The organism is Streptomyces sp. NPDC059398 (genome assembly GCF_042751845.1).
Taxonomy (GTDB): domain Bacteria; phylum Actinomycetota; class Actinomycetes; order Streptomycetales; family Streptomycetaceae; genus Streptomyces.
Genome location: NZ_JBHYWP010000069.1, coordinates 21,160 through 45,144, shown reverse-complemented (window position 1 = coordinate 45,144; position 23,985 = coordinate 21,160). Strand labels below are relative to the sequence as shown.

Annotated in this window: 21 protein-coding genes; 12 read left to right on the top strand and 9 right to left on the bottom strand. The window is 71.9% G+C overall.

Annotated elements, in window-relative coordinates:
- The coding region (locus ACFXBC_RS23185) for a hypothetical protein (protein WP_385027539.1) at window positions 1-1,256 on the bottom strand (1,256 nt) is incomplete at its 3' end.
- A 190-nt stretch (window positions 1,257-1,446) separates the two neighbouring features.
- Between ACFXBC_RS23185 and ACFXBC_RS23180 the strand changes: the two genes are divergently transcribed.
- A complete protein-coding gene (locus tag ACFXBC_RS23180; RefSeq protein WP_385027536.1) occupies window positions 1,447-2,031 on the top strand; it encodes a GNAT family N-acetyltransferase in 585 nt (194 codons plus the stop codon).
- Between the two features lie 310 nt (window positions 2,032-2,341).
- Here ACFXBC_RS23180 and ACFXBC_RS23175 read toward each other — a convergent pair whose 3' ends face one another.
- Window positions 2,342-3,124: a uracil-DNA glycosylase gene (locus tag ACFXBC_RS23175; RefSeq protein WP_385027533.1), complete on the bottom strand. Its 783-nt coding sequence runs from the start codon at window positions 3,122-3,124 to the stop codon at window positions 2,342-2,344.
- A gap of 323 nt (window positions 3,125-3,447) precedes the next feature.
- Between ACFXBC_RS23175 and ACFXBC_RS23170 the strand changes: the two genes are divergently transcribed.
- Window positions 3,448-5,526 (top strand): GTP-binding protein, encoded by a 2,079-nt coding sequence (locus ACFXBC_RS23170; protein ID WP_385027530.1) that lies wholly within the window; start codon window positions 3,448-3,450, stop codon window positions 5,524-5,526.
- 70 nt (window positions 5,527-5,596) lie between these two features.
- Here the strand turns inward: ACFXBC_RS23170 and ACFXBC_RS23165 are convergent, their stop codons facing one another.
- The 5 genes from ACFXBC_RS23165 to ACFXBC_RS23145 all read right to left on the bottom strand — a co-directional run bounded on the left by ACFXBC_RS23165 (window position 5,597) and on the right by ACFXBC_RS23145 (window position 11,443).
- Window positions 5,597-6,322 carry a hypothetical protein gene (locus tag ACFXBC_RS23165; protein ID WP_385027527.1) on the bottom strand — a complete coding sequence of 242 codons (726 nt, stop codon included), beginning with the start codon at window positions 6,320-6,322 and terminating at the stop codon, window positions 5,597-5,599.
- Window positions 6,323-6,589: 267 nt separating this feature from the next.
- The gene (locus tag ACFXBC_RS23160; protein WP_385027525.1) at window positions 6,590-8,728 is read right to left on the bottom strand and encodes a TIR domain-containing protein; all 2,139 of its coding nucleotides are present in this window, start codon (window positions 8,726-8,728) and stop codon (window positions 6,590-6,592) included.
- Window positions 8,729-9,215: 487 nt separating this feature from the next.
- Window positions 9,216-9,734, bottom strand: coding sequence for a GNAT family N-acetyltransferase (locus ACFXBC_RS23155; RefSeq protein WP_385027523.1), 519 nt, complete (start codon window positions 9,732-9,734; stop codon window positions 9,216-9,218).
- On the bottom strand, window positions 9,731-9,940 hold the full coding sequence (locus tag ACFXBC_RS23150) for a hypothetical protein (RefSeq protein WP_385027520.1): 210 nt from the start codon (window positions 9,938-9,940) through the stop codon (window positions 9,731-9,733). Before ACFXBC_RS23150 ends, ACFXBC_RS23155 begins: the two co-directional genes overlap by 4 nt.
- A gap of 141 nt (window positions 9,941-10,081) precedes the next feature.
- Window positions 10,082-11,443, bottom strand: a complete 1,362-nt coding sequence (locus ACFXBC_RS23145; protein WP_385027517.1) for an aldehyde dehydrogenase family protein — start codon at window positions 11,441-11,443, stop codon at window positions 10,082-10,084.
- Between the two features lie 451 nt (window positions 11,444-11,894).
- On the opposite strand from ACFXBC_RS23145, the gene ACFXBC_RS23140 reads away from it, so the two are divergent.
- From ACFXBC_RS23140 to ACFXBC_RS23125, 4 genes are all read left to right on the top strand, one after another.
- Window positions 11,895-12,680, top strand: coding sequence for a ferritin-like domain-containing protein (locus ACFXBC_RS23140; RefSeq protein ID WP_385027515.1), 786 nt, complete (start codon window positions 11,895-11,897; stop codon window positions 12,678-12,680).
- Window positions 12,677-13,528 (top strand): ferritin-like domain-containing protein, encoded by an 852-nt coding sequence (locus ACFXBC_RS23135; protein ID WP_385027512.1) that lies wholly within the window; start codon window positions 12,677-12,679, stop codon window positions 13,526-13,528. The genes ACFXBC_RS23140 and ACFXBC_RS23135 overlap by 4 nt, the downstream gene beginning before the upstream one ends.
- A 129-nt stretch (window positions 13,529-13,657) precedes the next feature.
- Complete coding sequence (locus ACFXBC_RS23130; protein ID WP_385027510.1) at window positions 13,658-14,062, top strand: cupredoxin domain-containing protein; 405 nt, start codon at window positions 13,658-13,660, stop codon at window positions 14,060-14,062.
- 143 nt (window positions 14,063-14,205) lie between these two features.
- Complete coding sequence (locus tag ACFXBC_RS23125; RefSeq protein ID WP_385027507.1) at window positions 14,206-14,691, top strand: hypothetical protein; 486 nt, start codon at window positions 14,206-14,208, stop codon at window positions 14,689-14,691.
- On the opposite strand, the gene ACFXBC_RS23120 is transcribed toward ACFXBC_RS23125, so the two are convergent.
- Window positions 14,654-15,967: an MFS transporter gene (locus ACFXBC_RS23120; protein WP_385027504.1), complete on the bottom strand. Its 1,314-nt coding sequence runs from the start codon at window positions 15,965-15,967 to the stop codon at window positions 14,654-14,656. The two genes, ACFXBC_RS23125 and ACFXBC_RS23120, sit on opposite strands and share 38 nt — an antisense overlap.
- Window positions 15,968-16,033: 66 nt before the next feature.
- Between ACFXBC_RS23120 and ACFXBC_RS23115 the strand changes: the two genes are divergently transcribed.
- Both ACFXBC_RS23115 and ACFXBC_RS23110 read left to right on the top strand, forming a co-directional pair.
- Entirely contained in the window at window positions 16,034-17,116 is a 1,083-nt protein-coding gene (locus tag ACFXBC_RS23115; protein WP_385027501.1) for a LysR family transcriptional regulator, read from the top strand.
- 100 nt (window positions 17,117-17,216) lie between these two features.
- On the top strand, window positions 17,217-18,731 hold the full coding sequence (locus tag ACFXBC_RS23110; protein ID WP_385027498.1) for an alpha/beta hydrolase: 1,515 nt from the start codon (window positions 17,217-17,219) through the stop codon (window positions 18,729-18,731).
- 78 nt (window positions 18,732-18,809) lie between these two features.
- Here the strand turns inward: ACFXBC_RS23110 and ACFXBC_RS23105 are convergent, their stop codons facing one another.
- Complete coding sequence (locus ACFXBC_RS23105; RefSeq protein WP_385027496.1) at window positions 18,810-20,462, bottom strand: peptide chain release factor 3; 1,653 nt, start codon at window positions 20,460-20,462, stop codon at window positions 18,810-18,812.
- A 156-nt stretch (window positions 20,463-20,618) separates the two neighbouring features.
- On the opposite strand from ACFXBC_RS23105, the gene ACFXBC_RS23100 reads away from it, so the two are divergent.
- The 4 genes from ACFXBC_RS23100 to ACFXBC_RS23085 all read left to right on the top strand — a co-directional run bounded on the left by ACFXBC_RS23100 (window position 20,619) and on the right by ACFXBC_RS23085 (window position 23,926).
- Window positions 20,619-21,350, top strand: coding sequence for a spermidine synthase (locus ACFXBC_RS23100; protein WP_385027493.1), 732 nt, complete (start codon window positions 20,619-20,621; stop codon window positions 21,348-21,350).
- 114 nt (window positions 21,351-21,464) lie between these two features.
- Entirely contained in the window at window positions 21,465-22,052 is a 588-nt protein-coding gene (locus ACFXBC_RS23095; protein WP_385027490.1) for an NADPH-dependent FMN reductase, read from the top strand.
- A gap of 113 nt (window positions 22,053-22,165) precedes the next feature.
- The gene (epsC, locus tag ACFXBC_RS23090; RefSeq protein ID WP_385027545.1) at window positions 22,166-22,756 is read left to right on the top strand and encodes a serine O-acetyltransferase EpsC; all 591 of its coding nucleotides are present in this window, start codon (window positions 22,166-22,168) and stop codon (window positions 22,754-22,756) included.
- A gap of 255 nt (window positions 22,757-23,011) precedes the next feature.
- The gene (locus ACFXBC_RS23085; RefSeq protein ID WP_385027542.1) at window positions 23,012-23,926 is read left to right on the top strand and encodes a PLP-dependent cysteine synthase family protein; all 915 of its coding nucleotides are present in this window, start codon (window positions 23,012-23,014) and stop codon (window positions 23,924-23,926) included.
- Window positions 23,927-23,985 lie beyond the last annotated feature (59 nt).

The following is a 23,985-nucleotide window of genomic DNA, read 5'->3' as shown; positions in this document are numbered from 1 at the left end:
CGCGCGCCGGGGCTCCGGCGGGGGGGGCGGGCGGGGGCGGGGTCGGCCACACGCCCCACCCCCGCCCGCGCGCGGCGGGGGGTGTGGAGGAGCCCCCCCGCGCCGCGCGGGGGGGCCCGGTACCAGACCAGGTAGACGGCGAGGGCGACGGCCACCACCGCCCGGTCCAGCCAGATCCTGGCCCGCCACACCCAGAGCCCGGCCCGCCCGGTGCGCAGCCCCATGGCGTCACGTACGGCGCCGACGGAGCCCCGGCACGCCGTACGGACCCGTACCGCGGCCCGGCCCGGGCCGCCCAGCCAGGTCGCGAGCGCCACCACGGCGCCGGAGACGGCGATCATGCGGGCCGCCGTCCGCAGGAAGGCCGTCAGCGCGTCGAAGACGGCGGCCGCGGCGGGCTCCGGGACGCCGCCCGGTAGCCGGTCCAGATACAGGCTGCGGAAGACGGCGAGCGCCGGAGCGAGCAGCAGCGCACCGGCCGCCACCGCGAGGGCAGCGGTGACCAGGGCGCGCCTTCTGCGGACTGAGAGGAGGACGCCGCCCGCCGCGAGCAGCACGGTGACGTACGGCAGCCAGAGGGCGCCGGTCCGCAGCAGCCGGAAGGTGGTGCGCGCACGGCCCATTGCCGCGGAGTCCAGCACGGTCAGCCGGGTGTGCACCGTGGGGATCTTCGACGCGAGCGTCAGTCCGCTGTCCACGAGACGCTTCTTCGCGGCCTCCGTCACCGGGGACAGATCGATCGTGAGGGCGCTGCCCCGGTCGCTGGTCAGGGCCCGTACGGCGGCGGTGTGCGCGGTCCTGTTGAGCTGGACCCAGAGACCGGTGAACGCGTCGCTGCCGACGAAGTCCGCGACCGTGCGGTGCACCAGGTTCCTCAGCCCCGAGGTGATCGGCTGGTGGAGTGCGCCGATGGCCAGCTCGATCTCGGCCCGTTCCGCGGGCCCGACCGACTTGAGCAGTGCGTCGACGCTGACGTACTTCATGATGGCCTCCGTCGCCCGGTCGGTCACGGCGGACCGTACGGCGGGATCGGCGGCCAGCGGCCGCATCAGGGCGACATAGCGGCCGGTGTCGCCCACGACATCGCGGGTCCAGACGGCGACGGCCGAGACCGGGGTGAGGATCCCGGCGGCCACGATCAGCAGGACGGCGAGGAACGACCGCATCAGGCGGCCCGGCGGGCGCCGCTCAGGCGTCGCGGTCCGGGCCCGGAGCTCACCGGGCTCACCGAGTCCGTGGGTACCGTCGTCCGTCACGTATCCAGGGGAAGGCACCGGCCGGAAGCCCGCACTCCGGACGGCGCCATTCGGCCATTTCCGCCGCGCGCCCTGCCCGCACCGCGCCACCTGGCCTTGTCCCCGGGCGTCCGGGCGAGGCCGGATCCCGCACTGGCCGTTCCGCTGATCGCCCGGCGCTGGGACGATGGCCGGAAAACGGGAGGAACACATGGCAGAGGTCTTCATGCGCCGCCTGACCCGATGGCAGGCCGAACAGCAGCGGGAGGCCGTCGCGGACACCCATGTCGAGGTGTACCGGGGGCCGCGTGGCGAGGAGTTCCACGACCGCGGTCAGTTCCTGGAGCGCTTCGCCGAGGACATGCAGCGTCCCGGCTTCGACATGATGGTGGCCGACGGCCCGACCCTGGCCGGATGCGCGTACGGGTACGTCCTGGACCGGGACGGCGGGTTCTGGGAGGGCTTCCGGGGTGTGCTTCCGGAGGCGGTCGAGGAACTGACCGCGTCCGGGCAGGTGTTCGTCCTGGCCGAGCTGATGGTGCAGCCGTCCTACCGGCGGCAGCGGATCGCCACCCGCCTGGTCGGGCAGTTGCTGGTGCGTTCGCGGGCCGCGCTGGTCACGGCCCTGGTGGAGCCGGGGAACGAGGCGGCCAGGGGCGCGATGCGGCAGTGGGGCTGGACCCCCTTCGGCGACGTGCGGCCGAGCGAGCCGCCGGAACCGCTGGAGCCGGCCCGGCCGCGGCCCACGTACGAGGCATGGAGCCGGGCCATCGAACACGCGGGCAGCGCGGGGTAGGAGGCGGGGCGCGGGGCGGTCGGCCGGTGGCCCGGGGTTCTGGGCGTACGGGTGCGGGGGGTTCCGGGCGTATGAGCGGGGGGGGGCGTACGAACGGGGGTGCGGGGGGTTCCGGGGCGTACGGGTACGGAGGCAGGTACGGCTGCCGGGGTCGGCGGCTTCCGGGTCCAACTGCCGTGCTACAGCCAGCCGTTGCGCCGGGCCAGTGCACCGCCGGGCCCGGCCGCTGAGAGGCGGTGGCGCCCGGCCCGGCCGCTGAGACGCGGTGGCGCCCGGCCTCGCCTCCCCCGGCCTTCCCGCCGCTCCCGGGCTACAGCCCGGCGGCGGTGGCCGCCTCGCGGAACACCGTCTCCAGCATCGGACGCGTCAGCAGCCCGGTGTTCACATTGCGCCGGCTCGGGTGGTAGCAGCCGAAGAGCCTCAGCTCCTCGCGGCCGTCCGTACCGGCGAGCACCACCTGCGCGCCGTGGCCGAACACCGGTCGTGGCCGGGGCAGCACCCAGCCCGCCTCGGCCAGTACGGGCAGCAGGGCCTGCCAGCCGAATCCTCCGAGCACCACGACCGCACGCAGCCCGGGACGCAGCAGTGCCAGCTCCGCCGCCAGCCAGGGCCGGCAGGTGTCGCGCTCCTCGGTGGTGGGCTTGTTCTGCGGCGGCGCACAGTGCACCGGGGACGCCATCCGTACCCCGCGCAGGGTGAGGCCGTCGTCGGCGCCGGTCGCCGTGGGCTGCGAGGCGAGGCCGAGCGCGTGCAGCCCGGCGATCAGGAAGTCGCCCGCCGGGTCCCCGGTGAACATCCGCCCGGTCCTGTTCCCGCCGTGCGCCGCGGGCGCCAGGCCCACCACGGCCAGCGCGGCATCGGCGGGACCGAAGCCGGGGACCGGCCGTCCCCAGTACTCCTGGTCCCGGTACGCGGCCCGCTTCTCCACGGCCACCTGTTCCCGCCAGGCCACCAGGCGGGGGCAGGCACGGCACTCCACCACCTGCGCGTCCAGCGCACCGAGGTCGGCGCAGCCGGGTGCCCGCAAGGCGGGGAAGCGCCGGTCGTCGGCGCTCGGCTGCGGCTCTGACACTCCGTACTCCGACTCGGCCATCCCGCCACGGTACGGGGCCCCGGCCCACCTACCGGTCCCGGCGGCGCGGAAATCCTGTCGCGCACCCGGGAGACGTACCGCTACCCTCGCGTGGCTCGCGGTGACAGCCGGGCAGCCCGGACACTCAGCGGAATTTCAGCGGAAGAAGAGGCAGACGATGCGCCAGTTCCACGGATTCACCAGGTCGTCGTCCCTCTCTCCCACCCCCACTGAGGACCTCTGTGCCCGACACCCCGAATCCCGGCACCCCGAATGACGGAACTCCGAATGACGGAACTCCGAATCGCGGAACCCGGAATCCCGGAGCCACTCTCAACCTGGGCGTGCTCGCCCACATCGACGCGGGCAAGACCAGCCTGACCGAACGGCTGCTGCTCGACAACGGCGCCATTTCCGAACTCGGCAGCGTCGACGCCGGCAGTACGCAGACCGACACCGGCGACATCGAGCGGGAGCGTGGCATCACGATCCGTTCGGCGGTGGCGCCCTTCGTCGTGGGAGGTGTGGGAGGCCGCCAGATCAATCTGGTGGACACCCCGGGCCACCCCGACTTCATCGCCGAGGTCGAGCGGGCGCTCTCCGTGCTCGACGGTGCGGTTCTCGTGCTCTCCGCCGTCGAAGGCGTACAGGCGCAGACCCGTGTCCTGCTGCGGTCGCTGCGCCGGCTGCGACTGCCGACGCTGCTCTTCGTCAACAAGACCGACCGCCCGGGTGCGCGTACCGACAGCCTGCTGGCCGACATCCGCGCCCGGCTCACACCGGACGTCCTCGCCATGGCCACAGTGTGCGGCGCGGGCACCCCGGCCGCCCGGACGGCCGTACGGTCCCTGGAGCAGCCGGAGTTCCGCATGGCCGCCGCCGAGGCGCTCGCCGAACACGACGACGCCCTGCTCGCCCGGCTCGTGGCGGGCGAGCTGCCACCGGCCGACGAGGTACGGACGCTACTGGCCCGGCAGTGCGGGGCCGGAGTGCTGCACCCGGTCTTCTTCGGCTCGGCCCTGACCGGCGAGGGCGTCGCCGCCCTCACGGACGGCATCACCGCACTGCTGCGCCCGCCACGGCCCGCCCCGGAGCCCTCCGATCCCGCCCCGGCGGCCGGAACCGGCCCACGCGGCACGGTCTTCGCCATCGAGCGCACGGGGGCGGGCGAGAAGATCGCGTACCTCCGGCTCTTCTCGGGGGAGGTACGCGAACGGCAGCGCATCACCGGCATCCGCCGTGAACCGGGCGGCCGGCAGACCGAGTTCAGCGGCCGGATCACCCGTATCGACGTCGTGGGCGCCCCCGGCGGCCCGGACACCCGCGCGGCGCACGGCACCGCGGGCGGGAAGTCCGGCCGCGAGGCCCACGGCACCGCAGGCGGGAAGTCCGGCCGGCGGCTGACGGCGGGCAGTATCGGCCGGGTGCACGGCCTGCCCGGTATCCGGGTCGGCGACCAACTGGGCACATCCACGGACCACTTGGCGCAGCAGACCCACTTCTCCCCGCCAAGCTTGGAAACCGTCGTACGGGCATCGGTCCCCGGACATGAGGCGCGGCTGCACGCGGCCCTGCTGGCGCTCGCGGACGAGGACCCGCTGATCCGGACCCGGCCGACCGGTGGCGGCGCCACCTCCGTACTGCTCTACGGAGCCGTACAGCAGGAGGTGCTCGCGGCCCGGCTGGAGCGGGACTTCGGCCTTGAGGTGATCTTCGAGCCGGTCCGCCCGGTGTACTTCGAGCGGCCCGAGGGCAGCGGCGAGGCACTCACCGACGTCGGCCGGCACGGCCCGGACGCCGTCCTGGCGACGGTGGGCCTGCGCGTCGAACCGGCCCCGCCCGGCGCCGGTGTCACCTTCGCGCGCGAGACCGAGCGGGGCACGCTGCCCCGCGCCTTCCACCGCGCCATCGAGGAGTCCGCGCTGCGGACCCTTCAACAGGGCCTGTACGGCTGGGAGGTGACCGACTGCACGGTCACACTGACCCGGACCGGTTACGTGGCACCGCTCTCCGTCGCGGCACACTTCAGGCAGCTCACACCCTTGGTCCTCATGCGCGCACTGAAGCAGGCGGGCACCCGGGTCTTCGAGCCGTGCCAGACCCTGGAGGCGGAGATCCCGGAGGACACGCTCAACGTCGTCGTCAGCTGTCTCGCCCCGCTCGGCGCCCAGATCACCGGCTCCGCAGCGTCCGGCCCGTCCGGCTCGTCCTGGCTGGTCACGGCGGAGCTGCCGACCGGTCGCGTGCAGGAGTTCCAGCGGGCGCTGCCGGGGCTGACCCACGGCGAGGGAGCGGTCTGGTCCCACCCGGGCCGGGCCCGTCCCGTACGCGACCGGCCACCGTCCCGGCCCCGCACGGACGGCAATCCGCTGAACCCGGAGGAGTACCTGAGATTCCTCGCGGACCGGAGCCTTGCGGACTGAGTACGGGGCGGTGGGCGGGTGGGGACGGAGCCGTACCCACCCGCCGAACCACGGCACCGGCCCCTTCCGCTCAGCCTTCCGCCTCCTGCTCGGGGGTGTTCGACGCCGGCCGGGGGACGGTGTCGAGGGGGTGGCTGGACGCATTTCGCCCGGGACGAGTGGGGTTCGACGGGGGCTGGGCGGTGCGTTCCGGGTTGATGTGCCAAGGGATGTGGGTGGTCGGAAGGGGTGAGGGAAGAGGAGGCGGAGGCCCCAGGAACACCTCTGGGTTGCTCACTCCGGCGACCTCGGCCAGACCCTCAAGGTAGGGACGCGCCTCATGCTGGAGCACCTTGAGGTCGTAGCGGAATTCATCGTTGAAGGGCCACAGCGCCTCGTGCTGGTCCGGGTGGTGCTGGCCGTACCACTCGAGTTCGTGGTGCCACTTTGTGGTGAAAGGCCGTATGACCTTGTTGAGGAGGTCGGACGAGTAGTGCTCGACGGTCTCGACACCGTTGAGGGCCGCTCTGCCCGGGCCGGCAGGGCGGGTGACGTCACGCCGGAACGTGATCCAGGCATAGAGCGAGTTGATGGCCGCGCAGATCGAACCTCGTCCGTCCTCCAGCGGCTGGGCCACGATCCTGTCGGCCGCCTCATGAAAGAGCTTCTTTGCCAGGAGCCGCTTGTCGCCGTCGAATTTGATGGTGACTGTGCTCCCGGGGCCGCAGTACAACTGCGCCGATTCCAGGCGGAAGGAGTTGCGGTACAGGGCCCAGGCGATTGCCATCGCGGCGCCGGCCACCATACCTACAGCCATGAACTGGTTCTCAGCGCCCTGCCGGCTGATCGTATGGACTTCCATACCGACAAGACCGCCGAGCACCAGACCGGCTAAGCCCCAGCCCGCAGCCCGTACTGCGGCGGGCAAGCGAACTCGTATACGCGCCAACGTCCCCCCTCATGAACCGTGTTGTACGTACCGCTACCTCCCGAACGTATCTGCTCCAGGCAGAACGTGTCAGGGCTTCCTGACGGGCGTCTTCCCGGCTGCAGGGGTGGGGGGCTTCCGGCCTTGTGATACCCGTCAGGCGGGGGGCCGCGGTGGAACGACGAGGTCCGTGCCGGACAGTTCGGCCAGTGAGACGGCGACGGATCCGAGCGGCTCCTGGAGTGCGTCGAGCGCAGCGCGCATCTCGCCCGAACGTGCCCAGAGCCGTTCGTGCTCGACGGGGCTCATCCCGTCGGGACATGCGGCCTCGTGTATCTGGAGTGCCGTGTGCCAAGTGGAGAGAAAGGGGCGGAGGTGCGTGTTGGCGAGAGCTGAGGCGAGATGGGGAAGCGCTGCTCCGGTGGGGTTTTCCGCAGCCATGCGGTGCAGCACCTGGCGCGTCGTACCAAAAATGGAATGGAGCGAGTTGAGAGCCTCCCGCAGGGAGCCCTGATCCGGTTCGAGGGGTTGTACGCCCACTCTCGTGATCAGTTCGATTTGAAGGTCGAAGGCAGCTGTGCGCTCGGCCCGGCCGACACCGCTCATCCTTCTGTCCGTCACAGTGCTGGTGGAGGGGCTGTTGGCGGCGGGGACCGTGGACGTGGTGCTTCCAGCGAGTGCGGCCAGAGCATGGAGCAGAGCACGCCGGAGGTCTTCGTGGCGGGCCGGATCGGTGTCGTGGCGTCGCACCGCACGGGCGAGCAGTGGGTGAATGGTCCAGGCTGCTTCGCCGGTGACGGACGGCTGGACGAATCCTTCTCCCAGAAGTGTCTCCAGCGCCTCTGCGATCAGCTGGGGTGCTTCCCAGGGGTCGTAGGGGCTCACCGCCAGCAGCGCTTGTTCGATGACAGGCTGTGTGAGGGGAGCGGGGCAGGCGAGTGCCAGAAGCCGCAGGACATCGTCGGCGGGGCTCCGGGAATCGAGTGACCGGGTGAGCAACTGGGCCGTCAGTGGCCTTCGGCCCGATGGAAAGCGAGCGTCGGATGCTGGAGTGGGCACAGACAGAACGTCTGTGAGCGAGTTGTGCAAGCGGTTACGAATATGGCTGAAAGTGCCGGAAACCGTGAGCTCTGCGACCAGGTCGAGAGCATGGGGGTGCCCCCCGAGATCGTGGACGAGGGAGAGGGCTGCCGATCGGTCCGGGGTCGCCTGCGGCGCGCGACGTGAAACAACCAGGTGGTAGCCGTCGCGTTCCGGTAGAGGACCGATATCGATGGCCTCGGCGAAGGAGGGATAGCGCCGCGAGCGTGTGGTGATGAGGGTGGACGCCAGCAGATGGGGGCCGCGCAGCAGATGCAACTGGTCGGCGGAGAGGCCGTCGGGAACGCCGTCCACCACCCAGAGGCATGGCGCGTTGCGCTCTCCCATTGCCACGGCGAGACGGCTGAGCAGGCGTGGGAGCGGCACAGAGTCACGTTCCGGGCCGAGGACGGAGGCTACGGTGATGATCTGTTCCAGGTAGGCATCCATCGTGTCGGACGGTGTCCCGGCCTGGCAGCCATGGAGATCGAACCAGAAGATGCCGCCGGGGAAGGCGGGACTGAACCTCAGCGCGTACTCCTGGGCGAGCAGCGACTTCCCGATACCTGGCATGCCACGCAACTGTGCGGCGCGGCCGTCGCCGCCCTGCCCGCTGACCAGGGGTGCGCGATGCCGGTGCAGCGCGGTGTGGATCCGCCACTGCTCGGCGAGTCGGCCAGTGAAGTGCGGGGAGCCGGGACGGGCTGGAGCGGGGAGCCAGGGAACGTACGGCACCGCTGCCCCAGTCCCCATGGGCTGATCGAGTGTGGCGCTGTAGGCAGCGACGCTGGCGGCGAGTTGCTGCGCCGACTGATTGTCGAGGGGCCACGGCCAGTGTCGTGCATCGCGCAATTCGACCGGGTGTACGTGGGCAGCCGCCGGTTCAGGATTGACCACCAGGATGCGGCGGCGCGGGTCTCCCTCACCTAGGCCGGTCAGGTAGGCGTAGGTGAGTTCCCATTGGCATGCTCGGCGGTGCGGATACTCATCGGAGTACAGGGCCAGGAGGACTCGGGAGCGTGCCAGGGCACGAGTGATGGTCGAGGTGATGGACGCGAAGTCGTCCACGGCGCTGTCGTCGACGAAGACCCGCAGCCCCTGGTCTCGAAGAGCGACAATCAGTCCCGCTGCCCTTTCGGCATCGGACCGGCTGTAGCTGACGAAAACGTCCCATCCGTCGGTCGGAGCACTGAGCGACGATTCTCCGCCGGCCATCAACGGGCCTCCTTCATGCCGGCGCCGACTGCCTCAGTCCGATACGCGGCAGACGGGGCCGTAGACATGGCTGTTCTGGTGCATTCGTCCACCGAGCTGCCAGTACGTTGGCGTGGCCGACGGTCGACTATACGACCCCGGGTCTGTTCCTCTTGAGAAGGACGGCAACCTACGGGCACAGTCGTACGGCAGGATATCGCCACCGCAACATCCCGCATCAGCGACCACCCATGTGCGCAATGGGGACTGCGTCTACTCAGAAGAACCGACGCCAGTGCCTTCCCCCCATTGAGTTGATGCGGGGTGGAAGCGCACAGGTCCTCCCGAGCGGATTCCGATCCCTCCACACGGTGTGGCGCACCGTGGCGATGAGTCGAGTCAACTGTCTCCTCGGGGGTCGGGTGCTCGCTCGCCCATGACGGAGCCTGGGCTCAGCATGACGTGGGGGAGGCCGGGAAACGATTTCATTCCTGTGGACCGTTTGAAGTCATCGTCCGATACTCCGGTGCCATCGGACCTCGCCTTCGTGCCATGCGCCGGTGGGCGTGAGCCCGGCGGCCGTGGCGACGGCGGCGGATGCCCGGTGTTCGGGGTGGATATGAGCGATGACGGTGTGCACCGGCTGGCGGCTGAGCCAGGCGACGAGTCCCCGGCTTGCTTCGGTGGCGATGCCCCGCCCTTGCCACGGGGTTCCGACCACCCAGGCGATCTCGGCGGTGGAACCGTGGCCGGAGGCGCTGACCGTTGCCTGGACCGTGCCCGTCAGGCAGGACTCATCGCGAAGCCGGATCACCCAGTTCAGCCACGAGACGGCCGGATCGGGAGAGCCTGCGGTCATGCGCCGGTAGCGCGAGCGCAGGGCCGGCGGGGAGTCCGGAGCGCCGCCGGTGAAGGCGTGCAGGGCCGGATCGGACAGCACGCCCGCCATCTCATCGGCGTGCTGGACCTGGAGCGGCAGCAGGTCCAGCCGCCCGGTGCTGATGGCCTGTGCTTCGAGGGCGCTCACGCGGTGATCTCGGGGCGTTCGTCGAACTGACCGCGTAAGAAGCGGGTTCCGGCGCGGGCGAGGGCGACGAGAAGGGCTGTGTTCACGGCCCGCCACCGTTGCTGGGCGGACTCGATGACTTCGAGGGCCATGGCCGGGTCGGCGTCGCCGACCGCGCGGACGGGGGCGCGCACGCCCCGACGGGCGCCATCGCGCTTGATGGCCATCCCCATGCCTCTTCCCCCCCTCGATCGCCCAGTGGGACGAGACGATATGACAACGGCCGCGGACAGGGCGCCCCCCCCACTCACCCCCGCTCCCATACGGCCCGCCTCCGGCCCGCACACCGTGGAGCAGGTGCGGCGTTCTCACCCCACCGGCTTGTCCAGGACCGCCTTGCGGTGGCTGAAGGTCTCCAGCGAGTAGCGGCCGTGGTAGCGGCCCATTCCGCTTTCGCCCACGCCGCCGAACGGCAGGTCCGGGATGGTGAGATGGGCCACCGGGAGGCCGAAGCCCAGGCCGCCCGATGAGGTTTCCGTGGTGAGGCGGTCGCGGGTCAGTACCGAGTCCGTGAACGCGTACAGCGCAAGCGGCTTGTCCCGGTCGTTGATGAACGCGATGGCCTCGTCGAGCCCTTCGACCTCCACGACGGGCAGGATCGGGCCGAAGATCTCCTCGGCCATGACCGGCGAACCGGGCGCCACTTCGGCGAGCACCGTGGGCGCGAGATAGCGCTGCGCGCGGTCGCTGTCGCCGCCGACCACGACCCGGCCCGAGCCGAGCAGGCCCGTCAGCCGGTCGAAGTGGCGTTCGTTGACGATGCGGCCGTAGTCGTCGGAGGCGGCCGGGTCGGCGCCGAACAGTTCCCGTACGGCCGAGGCCAGCTCACCCTCCAGCTCGCGGGCGGTGCCGGGGTCGGTGAGGACGTAGTCCGGCGCCACGCAGGTCTGGCCCGCGTTGAGGAACTTGGTCGCGACGAGCCGGGCGGCCACCGCCGCGAGGTCCGTGCCCCGGTCGACGAACGCCGGTGACTTGCCGCCCAGTTCCAGGGAGACCGGTGTCAGATGCTCGGCGGCGGCGCGCATCACGATGCGTCCCACGGTGCCGTTGCCGGTGTAGAAGATGTGATCGAAGCGCTCTTCGAGCAGGGCGGTGGTCTCCGGTACCGCGCCCTCGACCACGGTCACCGCGTCCCGGTCGAGGTAGCGGGGCAGCAGCTCCGCGACGGCCCGGGAGGTGGCGGGGGCCAGTTCGCTCGGCTTGGCCACGACGCAGTTGCCGGCCGCGAGGGCTCCGGCCACCGGGGCCAGCAGAAGCTGGACCGGGTAGTTCCACGGCGCGATCACCAGGACGACACCCAGCGGGTCCAGCACGGTCCAGGCGGCGGCCTTCCCGAGATGTTCCGGTACGTCGACGGGTTCGGGCCGCAGCCAGCCCTCAAGGCGTTCCAGGGTGTGGTCGATCTCGCGCACGGTGAAGTCGATCTCCGTACGGGACGATTCGCGCTCGCTCTTGCCCAGGTCGGAGTGGAGCGCGGCGGCCAGCTCCTGACGGTGCCCGGTCAGCAGCGCCCGCAGGCCCCGCAGCTGTTCGGTACGCCAGGAGAGGGTCCTGGTCCGGCCGGTACGGAAGGTGGCACGCAGCCGGGCGACGGCTTCGGCGGGCTTCTCGGCGGGTCGGCCGGTGGGCTGCGCGGTGGGCTGTGCGGACGGCTTCTTGGCGGGTTCCACGGGTGCTCCTTGTTCGGTACGGAGGCTGGGCCGGTTTGTTCAGTACGGAGGGCTGGGGCGGTTCTTGGACGGCCGGTTCTCGGGGAAGAGGGGGCCGGTTGGCTCTGGGCGGTCGGCCTTGGGCTGGTTGGCGGTGGGCTGGTTTGCGGGCGGACCGGTCCCGGGAGGTCTGTTCCCGGAAGGGCCGATCTCCCGGAAGGACCGTCCCAGGAAAGCCGGTTCGGGTATTTGTATGTACCAATAATGCGGCTGCGTGGCTTCTTCCCGCGCCGGGTCAGCGGCCTCGCCGACCCCGCCCGGCCGGAGATGCGCGCCCCGGGCAACCGTTTCGTCATTCATTCGGGTACGCCGTGTGGCATTCGGTCTCAGCGGGCGGGACCCGTACCCCCCTCTTGCCCAAGGCTCGGGGAGACACCCGTGCTGTCCGGCGCGGGGAAGGAGATGGGACGCGATGGGTACCGATCACATCGACACCGGGTTGTTGAGGGAGCTGACCGAGCAGTCGCAGGATTTGAACAGCGACGCGCTCCGGGTGACGAACTCCGCACTGGCGGACTTCGCCGAAACGGCCGAATCTTCGAGCCGCCGCTGGTGGCAGCGCCGGGGCACCCTGCTGGGCGCCGCAGGAGCGGCGACCCTGCTGGGCGCCGGACGCGCGGCCGCCGCGTCGAGCACGGACGTCATGGCACTCCAGACGGCCGCTTCGATCGAGAACCTGGCGGTGAGCGTCTACCACACCGCCGCCGGGCTGCCGTTCATCAAGAGCGGCAACAAGACCGTGCTGGCCTTCATCACGAAGACCGCGCAGCAGCACACCGCGCACGCCCAGGCGTTCAACGCCGCCGCCAAGAAGGCGGGCGGCAAGGAGCAGACGGGCACGGATCCGAAGTACGCGGCGGTCGTCAAGAAGACCCTGCCGACGATCAAGAACTCGGCGGACGTGGTCAAGCTGGCCATCACGCTGGAGGACGTCGCGGCGCAGACGTACACCAAGAACATCGGCCAGGTCCACGACACCAGCCTGCGCCAGCTCTTCGCCTCGGTCGCGCCGGTGGAGGCCCAGCACCGCGCCACGCTGCTCGCCGTGCAGGCGCTGCTCGCCGACGGCAAGCAGAGCCTCATCGCGATCCCCACGGACGTCGCGAAGCTGCCCGCCAACATCGGCAGCGTCGGCTTCCCGGACGCCTTCTACCCCACCAAGATGGCTTCGCCGGTCAGTGAAGGGGCCGTCAAATGAGCAGCAGCAGGGGCAGCTGGGAGCTGCCGATCAGCGAGGGCGAGATGTCCCGTCTGACGAGCGAGATGGACGAGGCCCACCGGGAGCTCCTTCCCGTGATGACCGCCTCGGCCCGTGAGCTGTCGACGGAGCTGAAGGACCTGGAGAGCTCCGCTCCCGACCGTCGCCAGGAAGAGCGTGTGCATCTGGCGCGCCGTCGCTTCCTGACAGGTGCCGGGGCATCGGCGGCCATGCTGGCGCTCGCCGCCTGTGGCGGGAAGCCGGGCGACACCCCGGCCGGCGGGAGCGCCTCCGGCTCCGCATCGACCGGTGCTTCCGCCTCCTCGTCGGGCAAGGCCGGGCAGTACACGGGCGACCTGAAGGTCGTCGCCCTGGCGACAGCCCTGGAGAACCAGGCCGTCGGCGCCTACCAGGCGGCTCTCAAGGCGGCCAACGCGGGCAAGCTCGGCAAGGTGCCGCCGGCGGTCGCGACGTTCATCCAGACCGCCATGGCGCAGCACAAGGACCACGCCGACGCGTGGAACGGGGTGCTCTCCAGCGCGGGCAAGCCGAAAATCACCGGTGTGCCGCTCTCCGACCAGCCCACCGTCACCAAGGAGCTCGGCCAGGTCAAGGACGTCACCGGGGTGGCCAAGCTGGCGCTCCGGCTGGAGGACCAGGCCACCGAGACCTATGTGTTCGCGACGTCCAACGTCAAGAGCATGGGCGGGGTCAACACGGCGGCGACCATTGCTCCGGTCGAGGCCATGCACGCAGCGATCCTGCACTTCGTGCTGGGCCAGTACCCGGTGCCGGACGCCTTCATCGGTACGAAGAACGCCGCCAGCCCCAGCCTGCTGACGGTCTGACCCCGCGCGACCCCGCGCGGCCGGCACGACCCCGCTCCGCCCCTCCGGCTCCCGGCCGGGTGCGTCACCCTCCTCCATGACGCACCCGGCCGGGGCCGGATCGGCCGTTCCGAGACCACCGGAGACCCGATGCTCACCCGTAACCGCAGACCGCGTGCGGCGGTCGCCGCTGTGACGCTCTGCCTGCTGACCGCCGTCACCAGCTGCTCGGACAGCGGATCGAAATCCTCCTCGTCGTCGTCCACCACGCCCACGAACGCGGCTTCCACGGCGAGCGGCAAGGGCCACCAGATCACGATCAAGAACTTCAAGTTCATGCCCGCAGCCCTGACCGTCTCCCCGGGGACGAAGATCACGGTGACGAACAAGGACTCGACGACCCACACCGTGACGGCCACCGGCAAGAAGGCGTTCGACACCGGTGACATCGCCGCCGGGAAGACGGTCACCTTCACCGCGCCGTCCGGCAAGGGCAAGTACCCCTACATCTGCACCATCCACCAGTACATGAAGGGCACGCTCACGGTCAGCTGACCTCGCGGCCGGGACCTTTCCCGTACGGATCGTCCCGGTACGGATCGTCCCCGTACGGATCGCGCCCGTACGGCCTGCCGAATCTGCCCGTACCGACCGTGCTCGACCGACTGCCTGCCAAGACCGTGCCGGGAAGGGGCCCCATGCCGTCCGATCTCTCGTCAGCCGCGCCGCCCGGCCCGGCCGGCCCCGTCCGCCGGGTGCTGCGGGCGCTGCTCTGTGTGCTGGCAGCGGCGGGGCTCGCCGTCGACGCCTATGTGCACGCGCACCTCGCCGACCAGTACGACCCCGTCTCGGCCGGCATCAGCCAGGGCGATCTCTTTCGTATCGAGGCCGGTCTCGCCTCACTGGCGGCGCTGCTCGTGCTGGTCTGGCGCCGGGCCGTGTCGGACGTGTTCGCCTGGCTGGTCGCCGCGGGCGGGCTCGCGCTGATCCTGATCTACCGGTTCGTCGACGTCGGGAAGCTCGGCCCGGTGCCCAACATGTACGAGCCGGTCTGGTTCTGGGACAAGACGCTCGTGGTGATCGCGCAGGCCGTGACCATCGTCGCGGCCACCCTGCTGCTGCTCACCGGCGCCTACCGCCGCAGGTTCACCGCGCGCCGCCGGAGCCGTCGCCGGGTCGAGTGACGGCGGACGGTTCGGCCGCCGGCCCGGCGGATGCCTGCGGGGCCGGTGCGGTCTGTGCCGCGGGCCGGACCGCGGACCGTGCCTTGCGCAGGGTCACCGCGCTGAGCAGGGCCACCGCGACCAGGCAGCCGCAGTAGAGGGTCAGACCGTTCCAGGCCCCTGCGGAGTACGCGATTCCGCCCACGGATCCGCCTACCGCGCTGCCGATGTAGTAGAAGAACAGATAGACCGCAGCACCCTGCACCCCCAGCACGGCGGACCGTCCGCCGACCCAGCCGCTGGCCACCGCGTGGGCCGCGAAGAAGCCCACGGTGAAGATCACCAGGCCGGGGATGACGGCACCGAGCCGCGGTACGAGCATCACCGCGAGGCCCGCGAGCGTGACGAGCAGCGCGGGCAGCAGGACGCGCGGCCTGCCGTACCGGTCGACCAGCCGGCCCGCCGCGGCCGAGGAGAACGAGCCCGCGGTGTACGCGATGAAGAGCAGCCCGGCCGTCGTCTCGGAGAGATGGAACGGCGCATCGATCAGCCGGAACCCGAGGTAGTTGTAGACGGTGACGAACCCGGCCATCGCCAGGAAGCCGATCAGATAGAGCCTGAGCAGGGCGCTGTCCGGCAGCGCCCGGCCGATCGCGGACGCGAGCGCGCGCGGCCGTGCCTCCCGGCGTACGAAGCGTACGGAGGCGGGCACCGTCAGATGGAAGACCACCGCGCAGACCGCCGCGACCGCGCCCACGGCGCCGATCGCCCAGCGCCAGCTGCCGGTCAGGTCCAGCACACCGTCGGCGACGAGCCGGCCCGCCATCCCGCCGATCCCGTTGCCCGCCACATAGAGCCCCATGGCCTGGCCGAGCGACTCGCGGTGCACCTCCTCGGAGAGATACGACATCGCCGTGGCCTGGAGACCGGCGAGCGCGAGGCCCTGGAGCACCCGGAAGACCAGCAGCACCGGGTAGTTGGGCGCGAAGGCCGCCGCGATACCGAGGAGGGCTGCCGCGCCGAGCGAGAGGCTCATCATCCCGGTCCTGCTCCACGCGTCGGAGAGGGCGGTCAGCGGCACCACGGCGACCGCCATGGCGGCGGTGGAGACCGAGATGGTCAGCGACGAGGCCGCGGGCGACAGAGCGAAGTGCGCGGAGAGGGAGGGCAGCAGGGCCTGGACGCAGTACAGCGTCATGAACGTGGTCAGCCCGGCGGCGAACAGCGCCCCGGTGGCCCGGCGGAAACCGGGCGTCCCACGCGTGTGCGCGGCAGGCGGTATGAGCGGGTCAGTCACCGGACGACGGTAGGCCGGGGGTCGTTCATGCGTCCAATGCATGGATGCCCGATATATGTTCCGTATATGGAACAACGCCCGGACCGGGCCACCGGTCGCCCCGCACCCGACCCCGTACGGCCTGCTGTTCCGACTCCTGTACGGCCGGCCGCCTCGACCCCCGTACGGCCCGACGCCGCGCCTCCCGCCCCCTTGGCGCCGGACGGGGCGCGGCTGCCCGCGCCGCTGCTGGGGATGTGTCCCGATCTCGTGCGGTTCGTGACGGTGGCCGGACTTGAGCATCTCTCCGCGGCGGCGAGCGAGCTGGGCACCCCGCAGTCGACGGTCAGCCGCAGCGTCGCCCGGCTGGAGGCGGCCGTCGGCACCCCGCTCTTCGACCGGGAGGGCAGGGGGCTGCGGCTGACCCGGCAGGGGCGCGCCTTCCTGGCCCGGGTCCAGCGCGGTCTTGAGGAGATCGCGACGGGGTGCGAGGAGCTGCGGCTGGCCACCGACATGCCGGGCACGGTCGCGCTCGGCTTCCTGCCCGCGCTCGGTTCGGCCCCGGTTCCGCTGCTGGTCAGCTGGTTCCGCGACCGGCACCCCCAGGTCCGCTTCCAGCTGGTCCAGGACAACGCGCAGGGGCTGCTCGACCGGCTGCGCGCCGGTGAGGTCGATCTCTGTCTGACCTCACCGCTGCCCGATGAGCCGGGCATCACCACGCTGCCGGTCGCCGCCGAGCCGCTGAGTCTCGTCGTACCTGCCGGTCACCGGCTGGCGGGGCGGGACCGGGTCCGGCTGTCCGACGCGGAGCACGAGGACTTCGTGATGGCCACCTCCGGCTATGGTCTGCGCCGCCTGGTCAACAGCCTCTGCGCCGCGGCCGGTTTCCCGCCGCGCGTGGCGTTCGAGAGCGCTGAGATCGCCACGATGCGCGGCTTCGTCGCGGCGGGCCTCGGCGTCGCGGTGCTCCCGCCGTCGCCGGTCCGGGTACCCGGCCTGGTGGACCTGCCGCTCGACGATCCGGGGGCCACCCGAACGGTCGGCCTGACCCGGGTGACGGCCCGCACCCGTACCCCGGTCGTCGCCGACTTCATCGACCTGGTGCTCAGCCGGGCCCAGGAGTGCTTCGGCGCACCCGCCCCCGACCGGGAGCCGCCGGACGGCCCGTGAGTGCGTCGGGGATCACCCGTAGGGGCGGGGGCTACCCCCCGCCCGATGTGTCGTGCCAGTCGTATGGGCCCGGGAGACCGTTTCAACAACCCTTGTGTCCATGACCAGTTACGCCCTCAGGGGCCTCATCGGCACCGTGTCCGCGGCAGCCGTCGCCGCCGCTCTCACCGCCATATCCGTGCCCGCCGCCCACGCCGCCCACGCCGCGACGGCGCCCGCTCCCGTGCTCACCTGGCGGGACTGCGCCCAGCCCGGCGGCCCGGCAGGCCAGGAGTGCGCTGAGCTGCCCGTACCACTCGACTACCGGCACCCGGACGGGCCGCGGCTCACCCTCGCGGTGTCCCGGCTGCGCAGCGACCGGCCCGCGGCGCGGCGCGGGACGCTCCTCGTGATCCCCGGCGGGCCCGGCGGATCAGGGGTGCAGCGGCTGACGCAGAAGGGGGCCGCGCTGCGGGGGCAGTTGGACGGGGCGTACGACATCGTCAGCCTCGACCCCCGTGGCGTCGGGGGCAGTTCCCGGGCGGGCTGCGGTCTCGACGCGGCCGACCGGCATCTGGTGACGGTACGGTCCTGGCCCGCGGCGGACGGCGGGATCGCGGAGAACATCGCGAGATCCCGGCGGACCGCCGATGCCTGCGCCCGCAACGGCGGCCCGGTCCTGCGCAGCCTCACCACCGCCAACGAGGTCCGTGACATCGACCGCTTCCGGCAGGCGCTGGGCGAGGAGAAACTGTCGGCGTGGGGGCAGTCGTACGGGACGTACGTCGGGGCCCAGTACGCGCAGAAGTATCCGCAGCACACCGACCGCTGGGTCCTGGACAGCAACGGCGACCCCGACCCGTCGCGCGTCGCCCGCGGCTGGCTGGCGAACATGGCGGTCGGCGCGGACGACCGGATGCCCGACTTCGCGGCCTGGGCAGCGGATCCCACCAGGGCGGACGACGGGCTGCGACTTGCCCAACGGCCGGACGAGGTGAGGCCGTTGTTCCTCTCGCTGGCCGCCAAGCTGGACCGGGAGCCCAAGGAGACGACCACCCCGGGCGTGCCGCTCACCGGCACCCTGCTGCGGCAGGCACTCCAGAACGCGCTCTCCGACGACGCCGCGTTCCCGCAGCTGGCCCAGCTGATCAGGGCCGCGCAGGACCCGGCCGCGACACCCGTCCTTACGCCTGATCTCTCCCAGGCGATGCCCGACGCGGACGCCGCGGTGACGATCGGGGTGATCTGCAACGATGTGCGCTGGCCGGACCCGGTTTCCTCGTACGGGCCCGCGGTCGCGGCGGACCGGGCCGCCCATCCGCTCACCGCGGGGATGCCGGCCAACATCACGCCCTGCACCTTCTGGAAGGACGCACCGGCCGCGCCGCCCGCCCGGATCACCGACCGGGGGCCGTCGGACATCCTCATGATCCAGAACCGCCGGGACCCCTACACGCCGTACGCGGGGGCCCTCAAGATGCGGGCCGCGCTCGGTGACCGGGCCCGGCTGGTGACCGTCGACAGCGGCGGGCACGGTTCGTATCTGGGCACCGGGAACGCCTGCGGGGACCGTACCGTGACGCGGTTCCTCACCACGGGGCAGCGGCCGGCGCACGACACGGAGTGCGCGGGCTGAGAACGGCGGCCGGAGCGGAGCAGGCCGGGAAGACGGAACCGGCCGGGGAAGCGCCCCGGCCGGTTCCGTACGGGTGCCTCAGTCGTGGGCGGCCAGCAGGTGGTCGAGGCGGGCGTCCGGGAACGCCCGCTGGAAGGAGTTGGCCTGCCACTTGTCGGGGAAGAGCGCCAGCACCTCCTTGTCGCGGACCCGGGTCAGCGCCTCGCCCTGGACCAGCCGCGCACTGTTCAGCGCGTCGCCGCCCGCCGCGTCCGTCGACCTGGCCAGGTGGTACGGCAGGAACTCAAGACGGACCGGCGAGGAGAACTCGCCCGCCATCCGGTGCGTCACCACGTCGAACTGCATGGGCCCCACCGCGGCCAGCACCGGCGACTGGTCCCCGCGCCGGTCCGAGACCAGCACCTGGACCACGCCCTCCTCGTCGAGCTGGGCGATACCGCGCCGGAACTGTTTGGAGCGGCTGATGTCGACCGGGCGTACGGCAGCGAAGTGCTCGGGCGCGAAGGTCGGCATCGGCGGGAACATCGCGGCCGGCCCGTCGTACAGGGTGTCGCCCACCCGGAGCGCCGCCGCGTTGCCCAGGCCGACGACGTCACCGGGGTAGGCGGTGTCGACCATGGAGCGGTCCTGGCCGAAGATGCTGTGCGCGTACTTGGTGGCGAACGGCCGCCCGGTCGCGGCCCGGGTGACGGTCTCACCGCGCTGGAAGACCCCCGAGCACACCCGCAGGAACGCGATGCGGTCCCGGTGCGAGGGGTCCATGTTCGCCTGCACCTTGAAGACGAGCCCCGAGAAGGGCGCGTCGACCGGGCGGGCGCCGCCGCCCTCCAGCTCGCGGGCGTGCGGTGCCGGGGCCAGGTCGACGATCGCGTCGAGCAGCAGCCGTACCCCGATGTTGGAGACCGCCGCGCCGAAGAAGACCGGTGTCGACGTGGCGCCCAGGAAGGACTCCGGGTCGAACTCGGCGCCCTCGGCCTGGAGCAGCTGGAGCTCCTCCGTCGCCTGCTCCCAGCGGTCGCCCTCCTCGGTGGCCGCCCGGTCGGCCGTGATGATCTCCTCGTCGGCCTGGTGGGCGCCGCCGGGGGCACGGGTGTAGCGCAGCATCTGCTCGGGGGAGCGCGCGTCGATCAGACCGCGCATCTCGCCGGCCTCGCCGACCGGCCAGGTCACCGGTGTGGGCCGGACGCGCAGCTCGCGCTCGATCTCGTCCAGCAGCTCCAGGGCCTCCCGGCCCGGCCGGTCCCACTTGTTGACGAAGGTGATCACCGGGATGCGGCGGTGGCGGCAGACGTCGAAGAGCTTGCGGGTCTGCTCCTCCAGGCCCTTGGCCGCGTCGATGAGCATCACCGCGCAGTCGACGGCGGCGAGCACCCGGTAGGTGTCCTCGGAGAAGTCCGCGTGGCCGGGAGTGTCGAGGAGGTTGAGCACATGGCCGCGGTGGTCGAACTGGAGGACCGCCGACGTCACGGAGATACCGCGCGCCTTCTCCATCTCCATCCAGTCGGACGCGACCGCGCGCCGCCCCGACTTCCCGTGCACGGCGCCCGCCTCGGTGATGGCGTGCGCGTGCAGGGCCAGGGCCTCGGTGATCGTCGACTTTCCCGCGTCGGGGTGGCTGATGACCGCGAAGGTCCGCCGCCTGGCGGCCTCGCCCGCCACTCCGCTCACACCCGTTCCGCCGGGGGCGTCCCCCTTGCCCGCGGAAGTCCCGTACGTCTGCACCCTCGCCACCAGTCCCTCGTCCGTCCGAACCACCAGTGTGCGGCAAGGCGCGACCCGCCCGGGACCGGCCTCCGGCGTGGCCGGGTGCCGGGTGCCCGCTGTGGGACCCTCCAGGGGCGGGGCAGGGGCAGGCCGCCGGGGAAGCACCAGGGACGAGGACAGCGGATGAGTGCACGGTTCGAGGAGATCGACTGGCGTCCCACGCCGCTGGGCGACATCAGCCTGCGGCGCCGCAGGGACCCGGCGTCGGGCGACGACGTGTACGAGGTGAAGCTCGGGGACGAGTTCCTGATGTCGAGCCTCTTCACCCTGGGTGAGACCGAGCTCACGCGGCTCGGCCTCACGGGACTGCCGGACACCGCGCTGGACGTCGCCGTGGGCGGCCTCGGCCTCGGCTACACGGCGCGGGCCGCGCTCGACGACCGGCGGGTGGCCTCGCTGCTCGTCGTCGACGCCCTGGGCGAGGTCATCGACTGGCACCGGCGCGGACTGGTCCCGCTCGGCGCCGGGCTGGCGTCGGACCCCCGGTGCCGGCTGCTCCACGGCGACTTCTTCGCGCTGGCCACCGGAGCCGGCGGCCTGGACCCGGAGGAACAGGGCCGGCGCTTCCACGCGATCCTGCTCGACGTCGACCACTCGCCGCGGCACGTCCTGCACCCGAGCCATGCGGCGCTCTACCGCCCCGAGGGGCTGCGCGCGCTCGCCGGACTGCTGCGTCCCGGCGGCGCCTTCGCCCTGTGGTCGAACGACCCGCCGGACGCGGAGTTCACCGCCGTACTCGCGGAGGTCTTCGCGCGGACGGAGGCCCATGTCGTCACCTTCGGCAACCCGCTCCAGGGGGGAACGTCGACCAATACGGTCTATGTGGCGCGCAGGGGCGAGCCCGGCGAGGCTTAGGGGCTGTCCGGCGGGCAGCCCCAGGGGGAACGGAGCGGGAGGCCATCGGGAACTGGCTGTTCCACTCTGTCTCCGGCACGGGGCCCAGCGGCGGGCCCGTGAGGAGGAGAGCCGGTGGACACCCCCCTGAAGATCGTTCTTGTTTCCGGCAGTACGCGCCGGGATTCGGCCAACACCGCGCTGCTCGCCACCGTCGAGCGGCTCATCACGGAGCGGGCCGGTGACGTCGAAATCCGCTGGCTGCGCGTCGGCGAACTGCCCCACTACGAGCGGGATCTTGAGCTCTCCGGAGCCAGCGAACCCGTCCTGGCCGCGCATGAGGCGGTCGCGTCGGCCGACGCGCTGGTGATCAGTACCCCCGCGTACAACGGCGAAATGCCGGGAGCGTTGAAGAACGCCCTGGACTGGTTGTCGCGTGCGCAGGGCGGCGCGGAACAGGGGGCGCTGCGCGGTCGGCTCACCGCTGTCCTCAGTGCCTCCCCGGGCGCTCGCGGGGCAGGCGACGCGCAGGCCACACTGAAAACGGTGCTGGGGCGTTGCGGGGCGCGCGTGGTGGAGCATCCGCCGGTCGCGATCGGCAACGCGCCGGCGCTGCGAGGGGCGGACGGGTTGGTCGCCGACCCCGATGTGGTGACCGTCCTGGGTGGTCTGACCGACGCCCTGCTCGCTGCGGTCGGGCCCCGCGAGACGGTGCCGGTGTGAAGCGGCCTTCGGGGGCGGGCAGCGGCCTGGCCGCTGCTGGGGCCGCGGGTGCGGTTACCGGTACGGGCGTTGGCGCGGATACGGGCGCGGAGCCGGACACCGCCGAGCTGGGGCTGCTGCGCACGCTGCGGGAGGACCTCGACGTGGTCGTCGCCCGTGACCCCTCGATCCGTAACCGGCGTGAGGGCCTGCTGCACGCGGCACTCCCCGCGCTCTGGGCGCACCGGATCGCACACCGGCTGCACCGCCGGGGGATGCGGCTGCCCGCCAGGCTGGTGGCGGCGGCGGCACGGCGCGCGACAGCGGTGGAGATCCACCCGGGGGCGCGCATCGGACGCCGGGTCTTCATCGACCACGGGGCGGCCGTCGTCATCGGGGAGACCGCCGCGGTCGGCGCCGACTCGACGCTCTACCACCAGGTGACGCTGGGAGCGGTCGGCTGGTGGAGCGATGTGCTCCGCCCGGTGGGCGAGCGCCGCCACCCCGTGGTGGGCCGGCATGTGGTGCTGGGCACCGGCGCCACCGTCCTCGGCCCTGTGACCGTCGGCGACCACGCCGTGATCGGTGCGCAGGCGCTCGTCCACCGGGATGTGCCGGCGGGGGCGCGGGTGCTGGCCCCGACCGCGGTGGTGCATACGGCGGGCGGGGGCCGGCGGCCCGTGTCCGAGAGCTATGCCGTGACCGCGTCCGCCGGTTCCTGGTAACCCCCGCGGGGGCGTCCGCCCCTCCTCAGCAGAGCTTCCGCCCCTCCTCGTGCGGCCCGTGAGAGCGCCGCGCGGCCCGACGACGTGGAGAACACAGTGAAGAGCACCGAGAGCACCGAGAGCACCGAGAGCACCGAGAGCACCGAGAGCGCTGGCAGCACCGAGAGCGCTGGCAGCACCGGCAGCACCGGGCTTCCCCGTACGACCGAGAACCCGCGCACCACCGAGCAGTCCCGCGACACCCGTCGCCCCCGTATCGCGGAGAGCATCGAGGACCTCGTGGGCGGTACGCCGCTGGTCCGGCTGCGGGTCGAGGGCGCCGTACCCGGCGCCACCGTGCTCGCCAAGCTGGAGTCGGCCAACCCGCTCTCCAGCAGCAAGGACCGTGCGGCGCTCTCGATGCTGCGGCACGCCGAGCGCCGTGGCGACATCGCCCCCGGCGGCACCGTCATCGAGGCGACGAGCGGCAACACCGGTATCTCCCTCGCCGCCTTCTCGGCGAGCCGCGGCTACCGGTGCGTCATCGTGCTCCCCGACAGCGCCACCGCCGAGCGCGTGGCGCTGCTGAAGGCGCTCGGCGCCGAGGTGGTGCAGACCCCGCAGGCCGACGGATACCCGGGCGCGATCGCCAGGGCGGAGGAGCTGCACGCGGTGACGCCCGGTGCGTGGTTCCCGTGCCAGCACGAGAACCAGGACAACGTCGCCGCCCACTACGAGACCACCGGACCCGAGATCTGGGCCGACACCGCGGGGCAGGTGGATGTGCTGGTGTGCGGGGTGGGGACGGGCGGCACGCTCACCGGTATCGCCAAGTACCTGAAGGAACAGTCGCCTTCGGTGCATGTCGTGGCGGTGGAGCCGGAGAACTCCCCGGTCCTCTCGCGCGGCACCGCGGGCCAGCACCGTATCCCGGGGCTCAACGGCGGTTTCGTCGCGCCCACCACGGATGTCTCGCTGATCGACCAGGTGATGACCGTCGGCGACGAGGAGGCGCTGGACGCCGCCCGTGAACTCGCCCGCAGCCAGGGCATCTTCGCCGGGGTCTCCGCGGGCGCGGTGGCCCACGCCTGCGCCCAGCTGGTCGCCAAGCCGGAGTACGCCGACAGGACCGTGGTCACCGTCTTCCCCGACACGGGGGAGCGTTACCTGAGCCTCTGGGGCGCCTCCTGAGCCGCCGGACCACCTCCGTCCCCTTCTTCTTCCCCCTTTCTTCCCCCCCTTTCTTCCCC

What these genes read in the sequence shown, in the direction of transcription:
- ACFXBC_RS23110 (WP_385027498.1), top strand. Translation starts at nt 17,217, where the DNA reads ATGACCAGTTACGCCCTCAGGGGCCTCATCGGCACCGTGTCCGCGGCA.
- ACFXBC_RS23100 (WP_385027493.1), top strand. Translation starts at nt 20,619, where the DNA reads ATGAGTGCACGGTTCGAGGAGATCGACTGGCGTCCCACGCCGCTGGGC.
- ACFXBC_RS23115 (WP_385027501.1), top strand. Translation starts at nt 16,034, where the DNA reads ATGGAACAACGCCCGGACCGGGCCACCGGTCGCCCCGCACCCGACCCC.
- ACFXBC_RS23140 (WP_385027515.1), top strand. Translation starts at nt 11,895, where the DNA reads ATGGGTACCGATCACATCGACACCGGGTTGTTGAGGGAGCTGACCGAG.
- ACFXBC_RS23135 (WP_385027512.1), top strand. Translation starts at nt 12,677, where the DNA reads ATGAGCAGCAGCAGGGGCAGCTGGGAGCTGCCGATCAGCGAGGGCGAG.
- ACFXBC_RS23160 (WP_385027525.1), bottom strand. Translation starts at nt 8,728, where the DNA reads ATGGCCGGCGGAGAATCGTCGCTCAGTGCTCCGACCGACGGATGGGAC.
- ACFXBC_RS23180 (WP_385027536.1), top strand. Translation starts at nt 1,447, where the DNA reads ATGGCAGAGGTCTTCATGCGCCGCCTGACCCGATGGCAGGCCGAACAG.
- ACFXBC_RS23175 (WP_385027533.1), bottom strand. Translation starts at nt 3,124, where the DNA reads ATGGCCGAGTCGGAGTACGGAGTGTCAGAGCCGCAGCCGAGCGCCGAC.
- ACFXBC_RS23125 (WP_385027507.1), top strand. Translation starts at nt 14,206, where the DNA reads ATGCCGTCCGATCTCTCGTCAGCCGCGCCGCCCGGCCCGGCCGGCCCC.
- ACFXBC_RS23130 (WP_385027510.1), top strand. Translation starts at nt 13,658, where the DNA reads ATGCTCACCCGTAACCGCAGACCGCGTGCGGCGGTCGCCGCTGTGACG.
- ACFXBC_RS23150 (WP_385027520.1), bottom strand. Translation starts at nt 9,940, where the DNA reads ATGGCCATCAAGCGCGATGGCGCCCGTCGGGGCGTGCGCGCCCCCGTC.
- ACFXBC_RS23165 (WP_385027527.1), bottom strand. Translation starts at nt 6,322, where the DNA reads ATGGCTGTAGGTATGGTGGCCGGCGCCGCGATGGCAATCGCCTGGGCC.